The 18,773-nt window shown below is 69.1% G+C and carries 11 protein-coding genes; 6 read left to right on the top strand and 5 right to left on the bottom strand.

Annotated features, from left to right (window positions below):
• Positions 1–38 precede the first annotated feature (38 nt).
• Positions 39–6,941, top strand: coding sequence for an RHS repeat-associated core domain-containing protein (locus ABZ453_RS15325; RefSeq protein WP_359015312.1), 6,903 nt, complete (start codon positions 39–41; stop codon positions 6,939–6,941).
• Positions 6,919–7,428: an Imm21 family immunity protein gene (locus ABZ453_RS15320; protein ID WP_359015310.1), complete on the top strand. Its 510-nt coding sequence runs from the start codon at positions 6,919–6,921 to the stop codon at positions 7,426–7,428. Before ABZ453_RS15325 ends, ABZ453_RS15320 begins: the two co-directional genes overlap by 23 nt.
• Positions 7,429–7,508: 80 nt before the next feature.
• On the opposite strand, the gene ABZ453_RS15315 is transcribed toward ABZ453_RS15320, so the two are convergent.
• Entirely contained in the window at positions 7,509–9,326 is a 1,818-nt protein-coding gene (locus tag ABZ453_RS15315) for a 5'-nucleotidase C-terminal domain-containing protein (RefSeq protein ID WP_359015308.1), read from the bottom strand.
• 156 nt (positions 9,327–9,482) lie between these two features.
• Positions 9,483–10,766: an adenylosuccinate synthase gene (locus ABZ453_RS15310; protein WP_359015306.1), complete on the bottom strand. Its 1,284-nt coding sequence runs from the start codon at positions 10,764–10,766 to the stop codon at positions 9,483–9,485.
• A 205-nt stretch (positions 10,767–10,971) separates the two neighbouring features.
• Between ABZ453_RS15310 and ABZ453_RS15305 the strand changes: the two genes are divergently transcribed.
• Positions 10,972–11,814, top strand: coding sequence for a diacylglycerol kinase family protein (locus ABZ453_RS15305; protein WP_359015304.1), 843 nt, complete (start codon positions 10,972–10,974; stop codon positions 11,812–11,814).
• Positions 11,815–11,856: 42 nt separating this feature from the next.
• Here the strand turns inward: ABZ453_RS15305 and eutC are convergent, their stop codons facing one another.
• Both eutC and ABZ453_RS15295 read right to left on the bottom strand, forming a co-directional pair.
• A complete protein-coding gene (gene eutC / locus ABZ453_RS15300; protein WP_359015302.1) occupies positions 11,857–12,627 on the bottom strand; it encodes an ethanolamine ammonia-lyase subunit EutC in 771 nt (256 codons plus the stop codon).
• Positions 12,624–14,003 (bottom strand): ethanolamine ammonia-lyase subunit EutB, encoded by a 1,380-nt coding sequence (locus tag ABZ453_RS15295; protein ID WP_356772173.1) that lies wholly within the window; start codon positions 14,001–14,003, stop codon positions 12,624–12,626. Before ABZ453_RS15295 ends, eutC begins: the two co-directional genes overlap by 4 nt.
• Before the next feature lie 149 nt (positions 14,004–14,152).
• On the opposite strand from ABZ453_RS15295, the gene ABZ453_RS15290 reads away from it, so the two are divergent.
• A complete protein-coding gene (locus ABZ453_RS15290; RefSeq protein WP_359015299.1) occupies positions 14,153–15,664 on the top strand; it encodes an APC family permease in 1,512 nt (503 codons plus the stop codon).
• 58 nt (positions 15,665–15,722) lie between these two features.
• Here ABZ453_RS15290 and ABZ453_RS15285 read toward each other — a convergent pair whose 3' ends face one another.
• Entirely contained in the window at positions 15,723–16,214 is a 492-nt protein-coding gene (locus ABZ453_RS15285) for a MarR family transcriptional regulator (protein ID WP_359015297.1), read from the bottom strand.
• Positions 16,215–16,288: 74 nt separating this feature from the next.
• On the opposite strand from ABZ453_RS15285, the gene ABZ453_RS15280 reads away from it, so the two are divergent.
• Together ABZ453_RS15280 and ABZ453_RS15275 are read left to right on the top strand one after the other, a co-directional pair.
• Entirely contained in the window at positions 16,289–17,173 is an 885-nt protein-coding gene (locus ABZ453_RS15280; RefSeq protein ID WP_359015295.1) for an ABC transporter ATP-binding protein, read from the top strand.
• A complete protein-coding gene (locus tag ABZ453_RS15275; RefSeq protein WP_359015293.1) occupies positions 17,173–18,741 on the top strand; it encodes an ABC transporter permease in 1,569 nt (522 codons plus the stop codon). The genes ABZ453_RS15280 and ABZ453_RS15275 overlap by 1 nt, the downstream gene beginning before the upstream one ends.
• The last annotated feature ends 32 nt before the right edge of the window (positions 18,742–18,773 follow it).

Below are 18,773 nucleotides of genomic sequence, written 5' to 3'. Positions count from 1 at the left end.
GTGCCGCCCCCGAAACACCCCTACCCATAGGAGAGTTGATGTCATCGCCTCCCTGGTTCCGGTCGGTGCGACCGGCCTGGCGAAGCGGCCGCAGACGCGCCGCGGTGGTCCTCGGACTGGCGCTGTCCATAGGACTGCTCCCGCAGTACGCCCCGGCGGCCACCGCCTCCGACGGCGGTCTGACCCGGCCGAAGACCCAGACCAACCTCGATGACCCGGTGCGCGGCAGGAACGCCACCGCCAAGACCTTCAAGAAGACCGACCAGGCCAAGAAGGCCGCGGTGAAGAAGACCGCCAAGGCGCACTGGCCGAAGGCGGGCAGCGCGGACGTCGACCTCACCAACAGGGCCATCCGCGCCGCAGGGCTCCCGATGACCGCCAAGGCCGCCGGGAAGAAGGGGGCCGAGTCCGTACGCGTCGAGATGCTCGGCCGCAAGGCCGCGAAGGACGCCGGTGTCGACGGGGTGCTCTTCACCGTCGCCCGCACCGACGGCGCAACCACCGGCGGTCCGGCCCAAGTCACTCTGGACTACTCCGACTTCGCCGACGCCTACGGCGGCGGCTACGGCTCACGGCTGCGCCTCGCCACCTACCCGGCCTGTGTGCTGACGACGCCGGAGAAGAAGGCCTGTTCCACCCCGACATACCTGAAGAGCACCAACAACCCGGCGAAGCAGACGCTGACCGGGACCGTGACCGCCGCCGCGGACACCTCCGGGCCCTCCAGCCAGCTCCTCGAGGCAGGTGCGAGCACCGCCTCGGCCACCGTCGTAGCCGCCACGTCCGGCAGCAGCGGTGACGGCGGTGACTACAAGGCGACCAGCCTGTCGCAGTCCTCGCAGTGGGGCGTCGACACCAGTTCCGGTGCCTTCACCTGGAACTACCCGCTGACCACGCCGCCCGTCCCCGGCGGCCTCCAGCCGACCGTCGGCCTGAGCTACAACTCCCAGTCCATCGACGGCCAGACGGCGGCGACCAACAACCAGGGCTCGTGGATCGGCCAGGGCTTCTCCTACGACCCGGGCTACATCGAGCGCAGCTACAAGGCGTGCGCCGACGACGGTCACGACGCGAACAACGGCGACGAGTGCTGGGCGTTCGACAACGCCACGCTGTCCCTGACCGGCGGCACCTCCGGTCAGCTGATCAAGGACGACACCACCGGCCAGTGGCGGGTCGGCTCCGACGACAACGCCAAGGTCGAGCATCTGACCGGCACCACCAACGGCGACAACAACGGCGAGTACTGGAAGATCACCACCGCCGACGGCACCCAGTACTACTTCGGTCTCAACCGCCTCACCGGCTACGCGAGCGGCAACGAGGAGACCAATTCGACCTGGACCGAACCGGTCTACGGCGACGACTCCGGCGAGCCCTGCTACAACGCCACCTTCGCGAGCGCCTACTGCACCCAGGCCTGGCGCTGGAACCTCGACTACGTCGTGGATCCGCACGGCAACGCCATGTCGTACTTCTACGGCACGGAGACGAACTACTACACGCAGGGCCTGAAGACCACGGAGAACGGCAAGGCCTACGTCCGCGGCGGCTACCTCAAGCGCGTCGACTACGGCCAGCGCGACGGCAAGGTGTACTCCACCAAGCCGGCCGCCCAGGTCGTCTTCACCACCGCGGAGCGGTGCGTGGGCTCCCTGACGGACTGTTCCGCGGGCGCGCTCACGGACTCCACCGCCGCCGACTGGCCGGACGTGCCGTGGGACCAGAACTGCAAGGCGGACAGCAAGTGCCCGGGCCAGAACTCGCCCACGTTCTGGACCCGCAAGAAGCTCACGAAGATCACCACGCAGATTCGCACCGGTGACACGGCCTACACCCCGGTCGACGTGTGGAGCCTCACCCACGTCTTCACCGACAACGGCGACGGCTCCAAGTCGCTGTGGCTGAGCAAGATCGACCACACGGGCAAGGTCGGCACCGACGCCTCGGTCCCGTCCGTCGAGCTGTACGGCAAGCAACTGCCCAACCGCGTCGACCAGACCGGCGACAACCTTCAGCCCTTCTACCGCTTCCGGCTGTCCGGGGTGAAGAACGAGTCCGGCGGCGCGCTGAGCGTCAACTACGCCGACAACCAGTGCACGACGAGCAACGTCCCGGCGGAGGACTCGTCCAAGGTGCGCTGCTTCCCGGTGAAGTGGAACCCGCCGGGTGCCGCGAACCCGATCGTCGACTGGTTCCACAAGTACGTCGTCGACTCCGTCGTCCAGACCGACCTCACCGGCGACAGCGCCGACCAGGTCACCTCGTACACCTACCTCGGTGACGCCGGCTGGCGGAAGACACCGGCCGACGGCATCACCAAGTCCGAGTACCGCACGTGGGGCGACTGGCGCGGCTACGGCAAGGTGCGGGTCGTCACCTCCGACGGCACCAACTCCGCGTCCAACACCAAGAGCGAGCACACCTTCTTCCGCGGACTCGACGGCGATGTGGACAAGAACGGCACCACCCGCTCGGCGACGGTGACGGACTCCAACGGCGTCTCCTATGACGACTCCGACTGGAAGGCCGGCCAGGAGCTGGAGACGATCACCTACAACGGTGACGCGATCACCGAGAAGTCGGTGACCGTGCCGTGGACGAAGGTGACAGCGACCCAGACGCAGGACTGGGGCACCCGCAGGGCCCGCTATGTGTCGACGGGTTCGACGGACACCTACACGGCCCTCGCGGTCGGCGGCTGGCGCCACACCAAGTCGACGACCACCTACGACGACTCGACCGGCCGCGCGACGACGGTCGACGACGACGGCGAGGTCGGCGTCGCCGACAACCAGTGCACCCGCACCGAGTACGCGGACAGCGCGAGCGCGCACATCTACTCGCTGGTCTCACGGGTGGAGAAGGTGGCCGTCGACTGCGCCTCGACCCCTGACCGTACGAAGGACGTCATCTCCGACGAGCTGACTTACTACGACGGTTCGACCACGCTGGGCGCCGCCCCTACCAAGGGCGACGTCACCATGACCAAGCGGCTGTCCTCGCACAACGGCACGACGGCGACGTACCGGACGACCGCCGTGACCACGTACGACGACTACGGCCGTCCGCTGGTGGCGAAGGACGCGCAGACCGCCTCGTCATCGACGACGTACACGTCCTCCACCACCTATACCGACACCTACGGCCTGGGGACGAAGTCGACCGTCACCAACCGGCTCGGCTGGACGACCTCCACCGAGTACGCGCCCGCCTGGGGTGTGCCGACCGCCAAGGTCGACATGAACGGCAAGCGCACCGACCTCGCCTACGACGGCCTCGGCCGCCTGGTGTCGGTCTGGCTGCCCGACCGCCCCAAGGCGTCGAACTTCACCCCGTCGCTCAAGTACGAGTACCTGATCCGCGCCGACGCCGGCCCGACCGCCGTGCACACGCAGAAGATCCAGGCCGACGGGACGACGTACGGCAGCGAATGGTCGCTCTACGACGGTTGGCTGAGGCCCCGTCAGGAGCAGACGCAGGGCGCCGACGGCGGACGTATGGTCGCCGACACGCTGTACGACGGCTCCGGGCGGGTACGGCAGGTCAACGACACCTACTACGCCAAGAGCGCCCCGTCCTCGACCCTCTTCGAGCCGGTGAACGCCGACCTCGACGCGCAGACGGTCACCGAGTACGACGGCGCGGGCCGCACCACGGCCTCGGTCCTCAAGGTCCAGGGCACCGAGAAGTACCGCACGAGCTACGCCTATGGCGGCGACCGCGTCACGACCACCCCGCCCCAGGGCGGCACGAGGACGACGACCGTGTCGGACGCCCGGGACCGTACGACCACCCAGATCGAGTACCCGAGCGACGGTGCCGCCGTCACCACGTCCTACGGCTACAACCCGGCCGGTCAGCTGACACGCGTGACGGACGACAAGGGCAACAAGTGGTCCTACACGTATGACCAGTTGGGCAACAAGAAGACGGCTGTCGACCCCGACACCGGGTCGTCGTCGTACACGTACGACGAACTGGACCGCCAGACGTCGGTCACCGTGAACGGCGACAAGACGTCCACCGTCTATGACGAGCTGGGCCGCGCGGTCTCGACCTGGCAGGGCGAGGCCACCACCGGCACCAAGCTCTCCGTCACCAAGTACGACACCGTCGCCAAGGGCGAGTTGTACGGCGTCTACACCTACAAGGACGGCGCGGTCTACTCGTCGGTGACCTACCCGGTGCTCGACGAGACCAACGACTTCAAGCCGACCTCGACGAAGTACTACCTGTCCAAGACGGCCGAGCCGCAGCTGGGCGGCACGTACGAGTACACGACCCAGTACAACCGGGACGGCTCGGTCCAGGGTGAGGGTCTGCCGGCGGCCGGCGACCTGTCCGCCGAGGCGCTGACGTACTCCTACGACGCCCTGCAGCGCCCGGACGGTCTGAACACCTCCCTCGGCGGCCTGAGTTACGTCACGGACGCGTCGTACTCACCGACGTCGAACCTGGAACAGCTGGAGCTGTACACGGGTGAGTCGTCGGCGAAGAAGACGTGGCTCACCAACTCCTACGAGGCGGGCACCGACCGGCTGATCAACTCCCGGGTGGACGTGGAGGGCGCGTCCAGCGTCGCCTACGACGCCGACTACACCTACGACGCCAACGGCAACGTCCTCTCCATCGCGGACACGCCGACGGGCGGGACCTCGGACGTCCAGTGCTTCTCGTACGACGGTCTGCAGCGGCTGAAGCAGACGTGGACGTCGTCGGTGACACCGAACGGCGCCAAGGGCACGGGCGGCACGGACGCGGCCTGCGCCACGGGCGCGTCGTCCTCGACCGTCGGGGGCGTCTCGCCGTTCTGGACGGAGTACGGCTACGACTCGATCGGCAACCGCACGAACGAGGTACGGCACGGGCTGAACGGGGCGGGGACCTCCTCGCGCTCCTACAAGTACGGCGAGACGGGCTCCGGCCCGGGGGGCGCGGTGTCCGGCGCCCACACGGTGTCGTCGGTGACGCAGACGACCGCGGCGACGAGCACCACACCGCAGGTCACCTCCCGGGACACGTACACCTACGACGCGTCCGGCAACACCAAGACCCGTGTCCTGGACGGCGACACCCAGTCGCTGGACTGGGACAAGCAGGGCGAGTTGACGACGGTCACGAACGCCGACGGGACGGTGACGTCGTACAAGTACGACGCGAACGGTGAACGGCTCATCCAGGACACCCCGTCCGAGAAGACGTTCTACCTGCCGGGCATGGAAATGCACCTGGACAAGTCCTCGTCGAAGGTGACGGCGACCCGCTACTACTCCTTCGCCGGGATGACGGTGGCGATGCGGGAGGCGGACGGCGTCCACTTCCTCGCCACCGACCACCAGGGAACGGCGGAGCTGGCGGTCGACGCGAAGACGGGTTCGACGACCCGCCGGCGCACGGACCCGTTCGGCAACTCGCGGGACTCGTCCTCGTCCTCCGCCACGGGCTGGGTCAACGACAAGGGCTTCGTGGGCGGCACCATCCAGAAGACCACGGGCCTGACGACACTCGGCGCCCGTGAGTACGACGCGGACACGGGCCGCTTCATCTCGGCGGACCCGATCGTCGACTACACCGACCCGCAGCAGATCAACGGCTACGCGTACGCCAACAACAGCCCGGTGTCGCTGAGCGACCCTTCCGGCACGGAGAGCTGCTACCCGAACTACAGCTGCACCCGGGACACCATCAAGACGATCAACGAGGGCGGCACCGGCCACGACGGCAAGTCCGGCTCCGGCAACGGCGGCGGAGGCGACTCACAGGGCAACAGCGGCTACTCCCCGGCCAAGGCCAAGGCGGACGAGGCCCGCGCGAAGGAGGACGCCGCCAAGAAGCGCGCGATCGCCATCGCCAAGGAGCTCGGCAAGATCATCGCCGACGAGCTGGGCATCACGGACGCGCTCGACTGCTTCACCACGGGCAGCCTGGGCTCCTGCGGGGCGACGGCCGCGAACATCGTCACGTCCCTCATCGGCGGCGGCCCGGTCGGCAAGCTGGTCTCCAAGTACTGGTACCGCGTCGACAAGGCCTACGCCCTCGGCAAACGCATCGTCGGCCTCGGCCGCAAGCTCTGGGACACCTTCAAGGACTGGCGCAAGACAGAAAAGGCGGCGAAGGAAGCCGAGGAGGCGGCCGAGACCGCAGGGAAGGTCTGCAACAGCTTCACGCCAGCCACACGGGTGCTGATGGCCGACGGCACCACCAAGAAGATCAAGGACGTCAAGATCGGCGACAAGGTCCTGGCCACCGACCCGGAAACGGGGAGGACCAAAGCCGAGACGGTCACCGCCGAGATCAAGGGCACAGGGCTCAAGCATCTCGTGAAGGTCACCGTTGACGTCGACGGTGACAGGGGGACTCGGACAGCATCGGTCACGGCTACCGACGGACACCCGTTCTGGGTGGCGGAACTCGACGCCTGGCTTCGCGCGACCGACCTGGAGCCCGGTGAGTGGCTGCGCACCAGCTCCGGGCAGCGCGTGCAGATCACGGCGGTGAAGCGCTGGACGCTTTTGACCGCGACCGTGCACAACCTCACGGTCAGTGAACTGCACACGTACTATGTGCTCGCCGGCGACGACCCGGTCCTCGTCCACAATGCCGGCAAGCGCAGTGACCCCGAGCAGGTCTGTCCCATCGGGAACTACGCTGTCGATTCCATTCCGGCCCGCAGTAAGTCGCAGAGGTTCACCGACGAGGAACACGACCAGATCGACGAACTGGGCTTCAAGTACGGATGCCACACTTGTGGAAGTCTTGATCCCGGCGGCAACGGCAGGTACGTGCCCGACCACCAACCGATCAGCTCGTGGGTTCCGGACGGCACGCCCCAGCGGCTGTATCCGCAGTGCCGCCCGTGCAGCAGCCGACAGGGCGGTTGGGCCGGCCGGTTGAAAGGCGTGATGAGAGGGCTCTATGGCGCAGCAGCCAAGTATTGACGGACAGCGGTGGCTTGAGACGGACGGCAGTCCGTTTCTCCTGAGTCCGGTTTCACTCCTGCCCTCATGGACGGGGTACAACGGTGACTACGATCTCGTCATCGAAATGACGGATTCGGGTCACTCCGAGCCCTACGCCGTACCAGAGAGAAACGTGGTGATTCTCGGGGACGAGCCCCTGCCCGTCACGATCATCGAATCCCGGTCCCTGATCGTCCAATGGGTCCATGCGAACTCGGAGGAGGAGATGCGCAAGCACGCCTCCGAAGTCGATCTCGACGCCATCGCATGGCGTGAGGGCCCCGTACTGGAATCCGACGGGGATCTGGCGCTCATGGACGCGGCGACACCCGGTGACGAAGTGGCCCGAGAGGACCTGTTCGTGTTCGCCCCCGGGAGCGGCAGGTTCCGACTGGACAGCGCGGAGGTACCGCTCGCTCCGCACTGCGCGGCGAAGCTGCACCGACTGGTCGCGCTGACGGACTGACCTGCCTCGCCTCCATGGAAAATGGGGTCCACCTTGAGGTGGACCCCATTTTCCATGGGGAAATCCCCCTGACCCCCCGTCTAGAACACCGGCGTCCCGTCCTGCACCAGCCGCCAGTTCGTCACCGCGAAGTCCGCCGGGTTCAGCGTGCCCTTGGACGTCACGTAGTCGATCATCAGCTGGCGGATCTCGTTCGTGGAGCTGTACGCGATGTCCGCCGAGGCGATGTGTGGGTAGCCCGAGCCGCCGTTGGCCCGGTAGTTGTTGACCGCGACCACGAAGACCTGGTCGTCCGCCACCGCCGTGCCGTTGTAGGTGAGGTTCTTGATGCGGGAGCCCTCGGGCTGGGCGATGTCGATGTCGTACGAGACGCCCGCCGCCGTGTCGTACATGTAGTCCCAGAAGTTGTTGGCGTTGGTGAGGGTCGCGGTGTCGACCTTCGTGCCGGACGGGACCTGGTAGTAGTACTTCGCCGCGTACTCCAGGTAGTCCTTCAGCTGGGCGCCGGTGAGCTTCTTGCCGTACAGCGTGTTGTCGTAGATGTAGAGCCCGGCGATGTCCTTGATCGTGACGCTGCCCGCGGGGATGTCGGCCGTGCGGGAGAAGGGCGCGGCGACCGAGATCAGCGGCAGCGCGGCATCGCTCGCCGACAGGCCCGCCTTCACCGACTGCATCTGGACCTGGTGGATGAAGTCCATGATGGGGACGTCCTTCCAGCAGGACTCCGCCGCCGGGAGGTCCTGGGTGCAGGTGCCCACGGCCGTGTTGACGTACTTGACGACGAGGTCGTGGTCGGCCTTGAGGAGCTTGGTGATCTCCGGGTCCTCCTCGACGCCCTTCGGGTCGAGGGTCTGGGCCACCTTCTTCGTCACCTTCCACCGACCGTGGTGCAGTTCGAGCTCGAAGTCGAAGACGGTGAGGCGGTAGCCCCAGCAGTACGGCTCGGAGAGCAGGACGTCCTCGCCGGTCTCCGCGTTCTTGACGGTGTACGAGGAGACCTCTTTGTGCGTGTGGCCGACCAGGATCGCGTCGATGCCGGGGACCTGCTCGGCGACGAGGTTGGAGGCGTTCTCGACGTACGGGAGCGCGTCGCCCCAGGAGGTCGATCCGTCGAGCCCGGAGTGGTCGGTCAGGAAGACGACGTCGCACCCCAGCGCGCGCAGCCGCGGCACGTACTTCTTCGCCTGCTCGACGAGCCCCGGGAAGACCATCTTCCCGCTGACGTTGTCCTTGTCCCACAGCGCGATGCCGGGGTTGGTCAGGCCGAGGATGCCGACCTTGATGTCGGGCGCGCCGGGGACGCAGATGCGCTTGACGGCGTACGGGTGGAAGGCGGGCCGCAGGGTCTTCGCGTCGAGGGCGTTCGCGCCGAGCAGCGGGAAGTGACACTGCTTCTCGAACTTGCGGAGCGTCTCGATGCCGTAGTTGAACTCGTGGTTGCCGAGGGCGGCGGCGTCGTAGCGCATGTGGTTCATGGCGACGGCCATGGGGTGCTTGGGCCCCTTCTTGCCGTCCTTGCCGGTGATCGGGTCGACCCGCGCGAAGTAGTACGCGAGCGAGGTCCCCTGGATGATGTCGCCGGCGTCGACGAGCAGGACGTGCTCCTCGCCCTTGGCCTCACGCTGCTGCTTGATGAGCGTGGCGACGCGCGCGACACCGACGGAGTTGCCGGCCTTGTCGCTGTAGGCGGCGTCCTTGTAGTAGTCCCAGTCGAAGACGTGGCTGTGCAGGTCGGTGGTGCCCAGGATGGAGAACGACCAGGTCTTCCGGTGCTGCTCGGGCGCGCGCTCGGCGGCCTGCGCGGTACCGCTGCCGACCGCTCCCGCGGCGGCGACGGCGGCCCCGGTGACGGCCGACTTCTTCACGAACTCCCGGCGGTTGAGCGGACTTGCGGGCATACGGGCTCCTGGGAACGGAGGGACTGGAGAGGGCGCGGCGACGGAACTACCCGCGTAGATGGTTGCGCCCCGTCACTTCCGTACGGAACCAGGAGCAAGCCATGGGCCGGTCAAGGAAGTCCATGACCGGCCCAACTACCCAGACACAAAAGGGGTCTAAAGGAACGAGTTGATCTCGATCGTCTCGTCCCGGCCCGGGCCCACCCCGATCGCGGAGATCGGCGCGCCCGACATCTCCTCCAGCGCCTTCACGTAGTTCTGTGCGTTCTTCGGCAGGTCGGAGAAGGACTTGGCCTGGGTGATGTCCTCGTTCCAGCCCGGAAGGTACTCGTAGACCGGCTTGGCGTGGTGGAAGTCGGTCTGGGAGTACGGGAGTTCCTCGACGCGCTGGCCGTCGATCTCGTAGGCGACACAGACCGGGATCTCGTCCCAGCCGGTGAGGACGTCGAGCTTGGTGAGGAAGAAGTCGGTCAGGCCGTTGACGCGGGTGGCGTAGCGGGCGATGACCGCGTCGAACCAGCCGCAGCGCCGGTCACGGCCGGTCGTCACGCCCCGCTCGCCGCCGATGCGGCGCAATGCCTCGCCGTCCTTGTCGAACAGCTCCGTCGGGAAGGGACCCGAGCCGACACGGGTCGTGTACGCCTTGAGGATGCCGATGACCCGGCTGATCTTCGTCGGCCCGACGCCGGCGCCGGTGCAGGCACCGCCCGCGGTCGGGTTCGAGGACGTCACGAACGGATACGTGCCGTGGTCGATGTCCAAAAGCGTGCCCTGGCCGCCCTCGAAGAGCACGACCTTGTTCTCCTCCAGCGCCTGGTTGAGCACCAGCACGGTGTCGGCGACGTACGGCCTGAGCTTGTCGGCGTACTCCAGCAGCTCCTCGACCACCTGGTCGACGGCGATCGCGCGCCGGTTGTACAGCTTGGTGAGCATCTGGTTCTTGACGTCGAGCGCCGCCTCGACCTTCTGGGTGAGGATCGACTCGTCGTAGAGGTCCTGGACCCGGATGCCGACGCGGTTGATCTTGTCCGCGTAGGTCGGGCCGATGCCGCGTCCGGTGGTGCCGATCTTCCGCTTTCCGAGGAAGCGTTCCGTCACCTTGTCCACCGTCACGTTGTACGGCGTGATGATGTGGGCGTTGCCACTGATCAGGAGCTTGGACGTGTCGACGCCGCGGGCGTTCAGTCCGCTCAGCTCGGAGAGCAGGACCGACGGGTCGACGACGACACCGTTGCCGATGACCGGGGTGCACCCCGGCGAGAGGATCCCGGAAGGGAGCAGGTGAAGGGCGTACTTCTGATCGCCCACGACCACCGTGTGGCCGGCGTTGTTGCCGCCCTGGTAGCGCACCACATAGTCGACGGAGCCGCCTAGCAGGTCCGTCGCCTTTCCCTTGCCTTCGTCACCCCACTGAGCACCGAGCAGCACAAGTGCGGGCACGCGCGTACACCCCTTCCGGGCGGGGCATGTCCAAGGTCAGGGGCGTACGCGTAGGGTTCCCGCCGCGTGCACCACGACCGGCCGCGAGCATCGTTGGCCGCGAACCGTCGGACCGGATGGCCCCGGAATAGACGAAGCCCCTGGCGCAATAGCGCAAGGGGCTCTTGCACAAAGATGCTACCCGAGGAAGCGAGGCAGGACCGAGGTGGCGACTTCCGCGACTTCCGAGGCGAGTTCCGATCAGCTGCTGGTGGTGATCGATCCGGTGGCCCGCCGGACGGACGGGGAGTCGGTACGCATCGCGAAAGACGTGCTCAGCGCGGGTGCGCAGACAAAGCTCTGTCTGCCGGAGGGACCGGAGGAGTTCGCCCGGGCGCTGATCAGGCGGGGGTCGCGACGGCCGGTGGTGGTGGGTGACGACCGGGCTCTGGTGCGTGCGGTGTCCGTGCTGCACCGGCGGCGGGAACTGGCCGGATGTGCGCTGTCGATGGTGCCGGTGGGGACCGCGCTGACCGTGGCCGGGGCGCTGGGGGTGCCCATGGGGACGGTGGCGGCGGCGCGGGCGGTCCTGGACGGGGCCGAACGCCGCCTGGACCTCCTGGTGGACGACAGCGACGGTGTGGTCCTGGGCGCGCTGCGCATCCCTTCGGTGGTCCAGCGGGAGCCGGTCGTCGAGGAGGGGCGCCCCTGGCTGCGTACGGCCCAGTCGCTGGTACGGACCCTGGTACCGGCCCGGGAGACCACGCTCCCGGCACCCCGGCCGGCCCGTCTGCGCGTCGAGGTCGACGGCGTCACGCTGGTGGACCTCGACCAGCCGGTGGAGACGGTGTCGGTGACCCCGGCTGCCTGCGGGGTGGCCCAGGTGGAGGTCCGCCCCGTGTCGGTCGGCGCGGAGGCGTCACCGCTCCTGGCCCGGGGCCGCACGGTGAGCGTCTCCGGGGCGGACTTCCGCTACCGGGCGGACGCGGGTGTGTGGGGGCCGGTGCGCAGGCGGACGTGGACGGTGTGGGAGGGGGCCTGGGGGCTCACGGTGCCGGCGTCCCGGTAGGAGGAGCCTGAAGGCCGGAGTCCACGGGCGGCCACTCACCACTCAGTGCGGCCGGTCGACTGCGCCGCCCTGATCGGTTTCGTCCTTGAGGCCCACCCCCGTCAGCCCCAGGGCCCGCCCCCGCTCCATGAGCCCCGCCAGCTTCCCCGCCGCCGTCTCGTAGGCGAGCCCTGAGGGCGGCCGGATGTTGCTCAGACAGTTCCGGTCGGCGTCCGTCGTGACGCCCGGGACCGGCCGGTGGGTCAGATAGGCGCCCAGGGAGTCCGCCGCCGACATGCCGGGCCGTTCGCCGACGAGGACCACGACCATCGTCGCGCCCATCGCGGACGCGACGTCGTCGCCGAGGGCCACCCGGGCCTGTTCGGCCAGGACCACCGGCGCGATGCTCCACCCGGTCAGCCGCGCCGACGTCTCCCGCACCATCGCGGCCGCGTGCTCGTGCACCGCCCTGCTGGACAGCCCGTCCGCCACCACGAACACCACGTCCCAGTCGCCGGTCGGCAGATGGGCGCGGTCCACGGCCTGCAGCCGGCGGCCCAGGTCGGGGCGCTGCAGATAGGTCAGCCGGTCACGCGCCGCGCTGCGCACCCGTACCGTCGGCGTCCCGCTCAGCCCGGCCGCGACCACCTCCGGCTCGAAGGGCGAGTGCACCGCGTCCCGGGCCGCCGCGTGCGCGGTCTGGAGTTCCAGGCGATGCACGGTGGGCAACCCGGAACCCGCCCGGCCCAGTCCGATGCGTGCCTGGGTGTGCCGCCGCATCGCGGCCCACAGGGGCGGATCGTCGGCGGACACCGCCGCCTGGGTGTCCGTCATGCCGCCAGTTCCCTTCCGATCGCCGTCAGCGGATGCGAGGTCACCTCACGGATCCGGCCCCGCTCGTCCAGCAGCCCGGTCGACTCCAGCCAGGTCTCGAATTCCGGCGCCGGGCGCAGGCCGAGCACCTCCCGGAGGTACAACGCGTCGTGGTAGGAGGCCGACTGGTAGTTGAGCATGATGTCGTCGCCGCCCGGTGTGCAGATCACGAAGGACGCGCCCGCGACGCCGAGCATGGTGAGCATGGTGGCGACGTCGTCGTCATCGGCGTCCGCGTGATTGGTGTAGCAGATGTCCAGGCCCATCGGCAGGCCGAGGAGCTTGCCGCAGAAGTGGTCCTCCAGAGCGGCCCGGAGGATCTGCCGGCCGTCGTACAGGTACTCCGGGCCGATGAAGCCGACCACCGTGTTCACCAGCAGCGGCCGATACCGGCGCGCGACTGCGTACGCCCTGGCCTCCACCGTCTGCTGGTCCACCCCGTGGTGCGCGTCCGCCGACAGGGCGCTGCCCTGCCCCGTCTCGAAGTACATGACGTTGTCGCCGACCGTTCCCCGGCCGAGCGCCCGGGCCGCCTCGTACGCCTCGTCCAGCAGGTCGAGCGTCACACCGAACGCCGCGTTCGCCTTCTGCGTGCCGGCGACGGACTGGAAGACGAGGTCCACCGGGGCGCCGCGCTCCATCAGGTCCACGCTCGTCGTGACGTGGCACAGCACGCAGGACTGGGTGGGGATGGCGTAACGGCGGATCACCCCGTCGAGCAGCTCCAGCAGGTCCCGAACGGCCTTCGGGCTGTCCGTCGCCGGGTTGATGCCGAGCACCGCGTCACCGGAGCCCAGCAGCAGACCGTCGAGGAGAGCCGCGGCCACGCCCGCCGGGTCGTCGGTGGGGTGGTTCGGCTGCAGCCGTGTCGCCAGCCGCCCCGGCAGCCCGATCGTCGACCGGAACGCCGTCACCACCCGTGTCCTGCGGGCGACGGACACCAGGTCCGCGTTCCCCATCAGTTTGGACACCGCCGCGACCATCTCCGGTGTGAGCCCCGGCGCCAGCGCCGTGAGCGCCGGGCCGTCGGCCGCCAGCAGCCAGTCGCGGAACTCGCCGACCGTCAGGCCGGCCACGGGTGCGAAGGCGGCCGCGTCGTGCGTGTCGAGGATCAGCCGGGTCACATCGTCGGTCTCGTACGGGATCACCGGCCGGGTCAGGAAGGTCGCCAGCGGCACCTCCGCCAGGGCCCAGCGCGCCGCGACCCGCTCCTGGGCGCTCGCGGCGGCGATTCCTGCGAGGCGGTCGCCGGAGCGTTCGGGGCTCGCGGCGGCCAGCAGCCGGGCGAGCGAGTCGAAACGGAAGCGGTGACCGCCGAGGGTGGACGTGTAGCTCATGGCGGCGACCGTACGGGCCGTGTGTTGCGGCCGGATTTCTAAAGGTCTGATTGACAAACATTTAATGCTGCGACGCCCCTGCGCGACTCATTCGGGCTGCAGAGTTCCGGTCCAGCACAGCTATGGACCACCAGGAGAGAGGCCACCCGATGGCAGTGGACGAAGGACTCGCCCCGACGGCGAAGACGGCCGGCACGGAGACGGTTCACCGACTGAAACCCAATGCCGTTGGCCTTCTGGGCGTGGTCTTCATGGCCGTCGCGACCGCCGCGCCGATCACCGCGATGACCGGCAACGTGCCCTTCATGGTGTCGTCCGGCAACGGCATCGGCGCACCGGCCAGTTACGTGGTCGCAATGGTCGTCCTGGCAATCTTTTCCGTCGGCTTCACCTCGATGGCCCAGCACATCACCTCCACCGGCGCCTTCTACGGCTTCATCTCCTACGGCCTCGGCCGCACCGCGGGGCTGGCGTCGGGGCTGCTCGCGACCTTCGCCTACGCCGTGTTCGAGCCGGCGCTGATCGGCATCTTCTCGACCTTCGCCACCGGAACCCTCAAGGATCAGACGGGCCTTGACATCCCGTGGTGGGCCTTCGCGCTGGTGATGCTCGCCGTCAACGCCACGGGCACCTGGTTCGGCGTCTCGGTCGCCGAGAAGCTTCTCGTGGTCCTGCTCGGCACCGAGGTGACCGTGCTCGCGGCGATGGCGATCTCGGTCGCGCTGCACGGCGGCGGCCCGCACGGCTTCACCTTCGGCCCGGTCAACCCGGTCAACGCGTTCAAGGGCACGTCCGCGGGACTCGGTCTGTTCTTCGCCTTCTGGTCGTGGGTCGGCTTCGAATCGACGGCGATGTACGGCGAGGAGTCCCGTGACCCGAAGAAGATCATCCCCAAGGCGACGATGATCAGTGTGCTGGGCGTCGGTGTCTTCTACGTCTTCGTCTCCTGGATGGCCATCATCGGCAACGGAGAGACCCAAGCGGTCAAGGTCGCCTCGTCGGCGAACCCCCTCGCGCTGTTCTTCAACCCCACCGAGCGCTACGTCGGCCACTGGGCGGTCGACCTCATGCAGTGGCTGATGATCACGGGCTCGCTCGCCTGCGGCATGGCCTTCCACAACTGCGCCTCCCGCTACATGTACGCCCTGGGCCGCGAAGGCGTGCTCCCCGCACTGCGGAACACCGTCGGCCGCACCCACGCCCGGCACGGCTCCCCGCACATCGCGGGCCTGGTGCAGACCGGGGTGAGCGCGGTGCTGATCGTCGGGTTCTGGCTCACGAGCGAGGACCCCGCCAACGCCCTCTACGTCCTGCTCGCCATCCTCGGCACCATGGCGATCCTGATCGTGCAGGCGGTGTGCTCGTTCGCGGTGCTGGTCTACTTCCGCGGCCACCACCCCGAGAGCCGGCACTGGTTCAGGACCTTCACCGCACCACTCGTCGGCGGCGTCGCGATGCTCGCGGTGGTACTGCTCCTGGTCTCCAACATGGGCGTCGCGGCCGGCTCGGAGTCCGGCTCGCCGCTGCTGAAGGCGACACCGTGGCTGGTCGCCCTGGTCGCGGCGACCGGTGTCGGCTACGCCCAGTACCTCAAACGACGGTCCCCCGAGCGGTACGCCCTGCTCGGGCGGACGGTGCTGGAGGAGACCAAGGAGCGGTAGCCGGCCACACCCGCGCCCGTCACCCTCCACAACAGGTGACGGGCGCGGGCTTCCGCCTTCAGCCCGACCCGAACCGCTCCTCCCGGTGCGTCCGCCACCGCTCCATCATCTCCGCGATCTCGCTCTCGACGAACTCGAAGAACGCGAGGGTCTCGGCCATGCGGCGGCCGGCCGGGGTCTCGGGGCCGAGGCTGTTCACGCCCTCGCGCAGGGCGCCCTCCCAGCGCTTGATGATGGCCTCGCGGTTGGTGAGGGCCTCGTACCACTGGTCGCCGTGCACCCGGTACCGCTCCCGCCGCGACCCCGGCTCCCGCTCCCGCGAGACCATGTGGGTCATGGTCAGGTAACGCACCGCCCCCGACACCGCCGCCGGGCTGATCCGCAGCTGTTCACCCAGTTCGGACGAGGTCATCACCCCCGCGTCGGAGGAGAGCAGCGCCGCGAAGACCCGGGCCGGCATGCGCTGCATCCCCGCCTCGACGAGCTGCGCGGCGAAGCTCTCCACGAACTTCGAGACCGCCTCCGCGTCCCGCCCCACCCCGTCCGTCATGGTCACCACCCTAACCGGGCTTCGAGGACTTCCGTATCTTCACAAACTTCTGAAAGAAGCGTACGTTCTGAACCATGACGAAGGCAATCACGGTCGCCGGGCTGCACAAGTCCTTCGGCCGTACCCGCGCCCTCACCGGCCTGGACCTGGCGGTCGAGGCCGGTGAGGTGCACGGCTTCCTCGGCCCGAACGGCGCCGGGAAGTCCACCACCATCCGCGTCCTGCTCGGCCTGCTGCGCGCCGACTCCGGCGCCGCGCAGGTCCTGGGCCGCGACCCATGGCAGGACGCGGTGGAGGTGCACCGCCGGATCGCGTACGTCCCCGGGGACGTGACCCTGTGGCGCAATCTCTCCGGCGGCGAGGTCATCGACCTCTACGGCCGCTTGCGCGGCGGCCTCGACCCCGCCCGCCGCGCCGATCTGATCGAGCGCTTCGAGCTGGACCCGACCAAGAAGGGCCGCGCCTACTCCAAGGGCAACCGGCAGAAGGTCGCCCTGGTCGCCGCGTTCGCCTCGGACGTCGACCTGCTGATCCTGGACGAGCCGACCTCGGGCCTGGACCCGCTGATGGAGGAGGTCTTCCAGCGCTGCGTGGAGCAGGAGCGGGAGCGCGGCCGGACGATCCTGCTCTCCTCCCACATCCTCAGCGAGGTCGAGGAGTTGTGCGACCGGGTCAGCATCATCCGCAAGGGCCGTACCGTCGAGACGGGCTCCCTCGCCGACCTGCGCCATCTGACCCGGACCAGCGTCACGGCCGAACTCGCGGGCGCCCCCAACGGGTTGGCGCGGCTGCCCGGCGTGCACGACCTCGACGTCCAGGGCCGCCGGGTCCGGCTCCAGGTCGACACGGACAAACTCGACGCCGTCCTCAGGTCGTTGACGGAATCCGGCGTACGGTCGCTGACCTCCACTCCCCCCACGCTGGAGGAGCTGTTCCTGCGCCACTACCAGGAGGCGTGATGACCTCCCTCACCGGTACGGGCACGCTGCTGCGGTTCTCGCTCCGCCGCGACCGGGTGCTGATCCCGGTGTGGGTGGCGGTGAACGCCCTGATGGTCCTGTCCATGCCGAACACGCTCAAGGGGCTGTACGGCACCGAGGCCGAGCGCACCGATCTGCTGCACCAGGTCGCCACCAACTCCTCCTTCCGCGCGCTGATCGGCCCGGCCTTCGGTACGGACCTGGGCGCCCTGACCGCCTGGCGCGTCGGCGTCTACGCGGGCGCGCTCACCGCCGTCACCGCCCTGCTGATCGTCGTACGGCACACCCGGGACGAGGAGGAGAGCGGCCGGCAGGAGCTCATCGCCTCCGGCGCCGTGGGCCGCCGCGCCTCGCTGACGGCGGCGCTGCTCGCGGCGGCTGTCGCGAGTGGCGTCCTGGGTCTGCTGGTGGCGGCGGGGCTGACAGGACAGGGCGCCATGGGGGCGCTCGTCTTCGGCCTGGGGCTGGCGGGCGTGGGGATGGTCTTCGCGACGCTGGCGGCGATCGTCGCGCAGGTGACGGAGAGCGCGCGGCTCGCGCGGGGCCTGACGGCCGGTTTGCTGGGCGCCGCGTTCGTGCTGCGCGCGGCGGGCGACGCGGCGCGGACGGACGGCTCCTCCGTCTGGACCTGGGTGTCGCCCCTGGGCTGGCTGGAGAACCTGCGGGCCTTCGCCGGCGAACGCTGGTGGGTGCTGGGGCTGTTCGCGGCGGCGGTGGCGGGGCAGGGCGCGGTGGCGTACGCGCTGGCGGGCCGTCGTGACGTGGGCATGAGCTTCCTGCCGACGCGGCCGGGACCGGCGACGGGACGGCTCGGAACCGCGGCCGCGCTGGCCTGGCGGCTGCAGCGGGGAAGTGTCCTCGGCTGGTCGACCGGCTTCTTCCTGGCCGGGGTGGTCTACGGCGGCCTCACGGACGGCGTGGCCGACCTGGTCGGCGACAACGAGCAGGCCCGGGAGATCGTCGAGCGGATGGGCGGGCAGAGCGGCATCACGGACGCGTTCCTCGCCTCGATGACCGGGATGCTGGGGCTGGTGGCCGCGCTGTACGTCGTCGCCTCGGTGCTGCGGCTCAGCGGTGAGGAGACCTCGGGGCGCGCGGAACCGGTGCTCGCGAACGCGGTGGGCCGGCTGCGCTGGGCCGCCGGCCACCTGGCGATCGCCTTCGGAGGCGCCGTACTGATCATGCTCCTGGCCGGACTGGGCTTCGCCGTCGGCTACGGCCACCAGGTCGGGCCCGTCCTGGGCGCGTGCCTGGTGCAGGTCGCCGGAGTGTGGGTGATCGGCGGGGTGGCGGTGCTGCTGTTCGGACTCCTGCCCCGGGCGGCCGTGGCGGCGTGGGGGGTCGCGGGGGCGGTCCTGCTGATCGGCTGGGTCGGACCGGCACTGGACGTACCGCAGGCGGTGCTGGACGTGTCACCGTTCGGGCATCTGCCGAAGCTGCCGGGCGGGTCGATGGAGTGGGGTCCGGTGCTGGTGCTGCTCGCGGTGGCCGCCGTGCTGGTGGCTGTCGGGCTGGCGGGGCTGCGCAGGCGGGACCTGACCACCTGACCAGGAACCCGCGGGCGGCCTTCGTACGTCCC

This window comes from Streptomyces sp. NPDC005799, assembly GCF_040630525.1.
Taxonomy (GTDB): Bacteria; Actinomycetota; Actinomycetes; order Streptomycetales; family Streptomycetaceae; genus Streptomyces; species Streptomyces griseorubiginosus_B.
The sequence above is the reverse complement of the archived record's forward strand: the minus strand, read 5'-3'. Positions and strand labels throughout refer to the sequence as shown.

Bases quoted from the DNA above. Each gene is read 5' to 3' on its own strand.
- ABZ453_RS15285 (WP_359015297.1), bottom strand. From the start codon at position 16,214: ATGACGGACGGGGTGGGGCGGGACGCGGAGGCGGTCTCGAAGTTCGTG.
- ABZ453_RS15295 (WP_356772173.1), bottom strand. From the start codon at position 14,003: ATGAGCTACACGTCCACCCTCGGCGGTCACCGCTTCCGTTTCGACTCG.
- ABZ453_RS15315 (WP_359015308.1), bottom strand. From the start codon at position 9,326: ATGCCCGCAAGTCCGCTCAACCGCCGGGAGTTCGTGAAGAAGTCGGCC.
- ABZ453_RS15325 (WP_359015312.1), top strand. From the start codon at position 39: ATGTCATCGCCTCCCTGGTTCCGGTCGGTGCGACCGGCCTGGCGAAGC.
- eutC (WP_359015302.1), bottom strand. From the start codon at position 12,627: ATGACGGACACCCAGGCGGCGGTGTCCGCCGACGATCCGCCCCTGTGG.
- ABZ453_RS15290 (WP_359015299.1), top strand. From the start codon at position 14,153: ATGGCAGTGGACGAAGGACTCGCCCCGACGGCGAAGACGGCCGGCACG.
- ABZ453_RS15320 (WP_359015310.1), top strand. From the start codon at position 6,919: ATGGCGCAGCAGCCAAGTATTGACGGACAGCGGTGGCTTGAGACGGAC.
- ABZ453_RS15275 (WP_359015293.1), top strand. From the start codon at position 17,173: ATGACCTCCCTCACCGGTACGGGCACGCTGCTGCGGTTCTCGCTCCGC.
- ABZ453_RS15280 (WP_359015295.1), top strand. From the start codon at position 16,289: ATGACGAAGGCAATCACGGTCGCCGGGCTGCACAAGTCCTTCGGCCGT.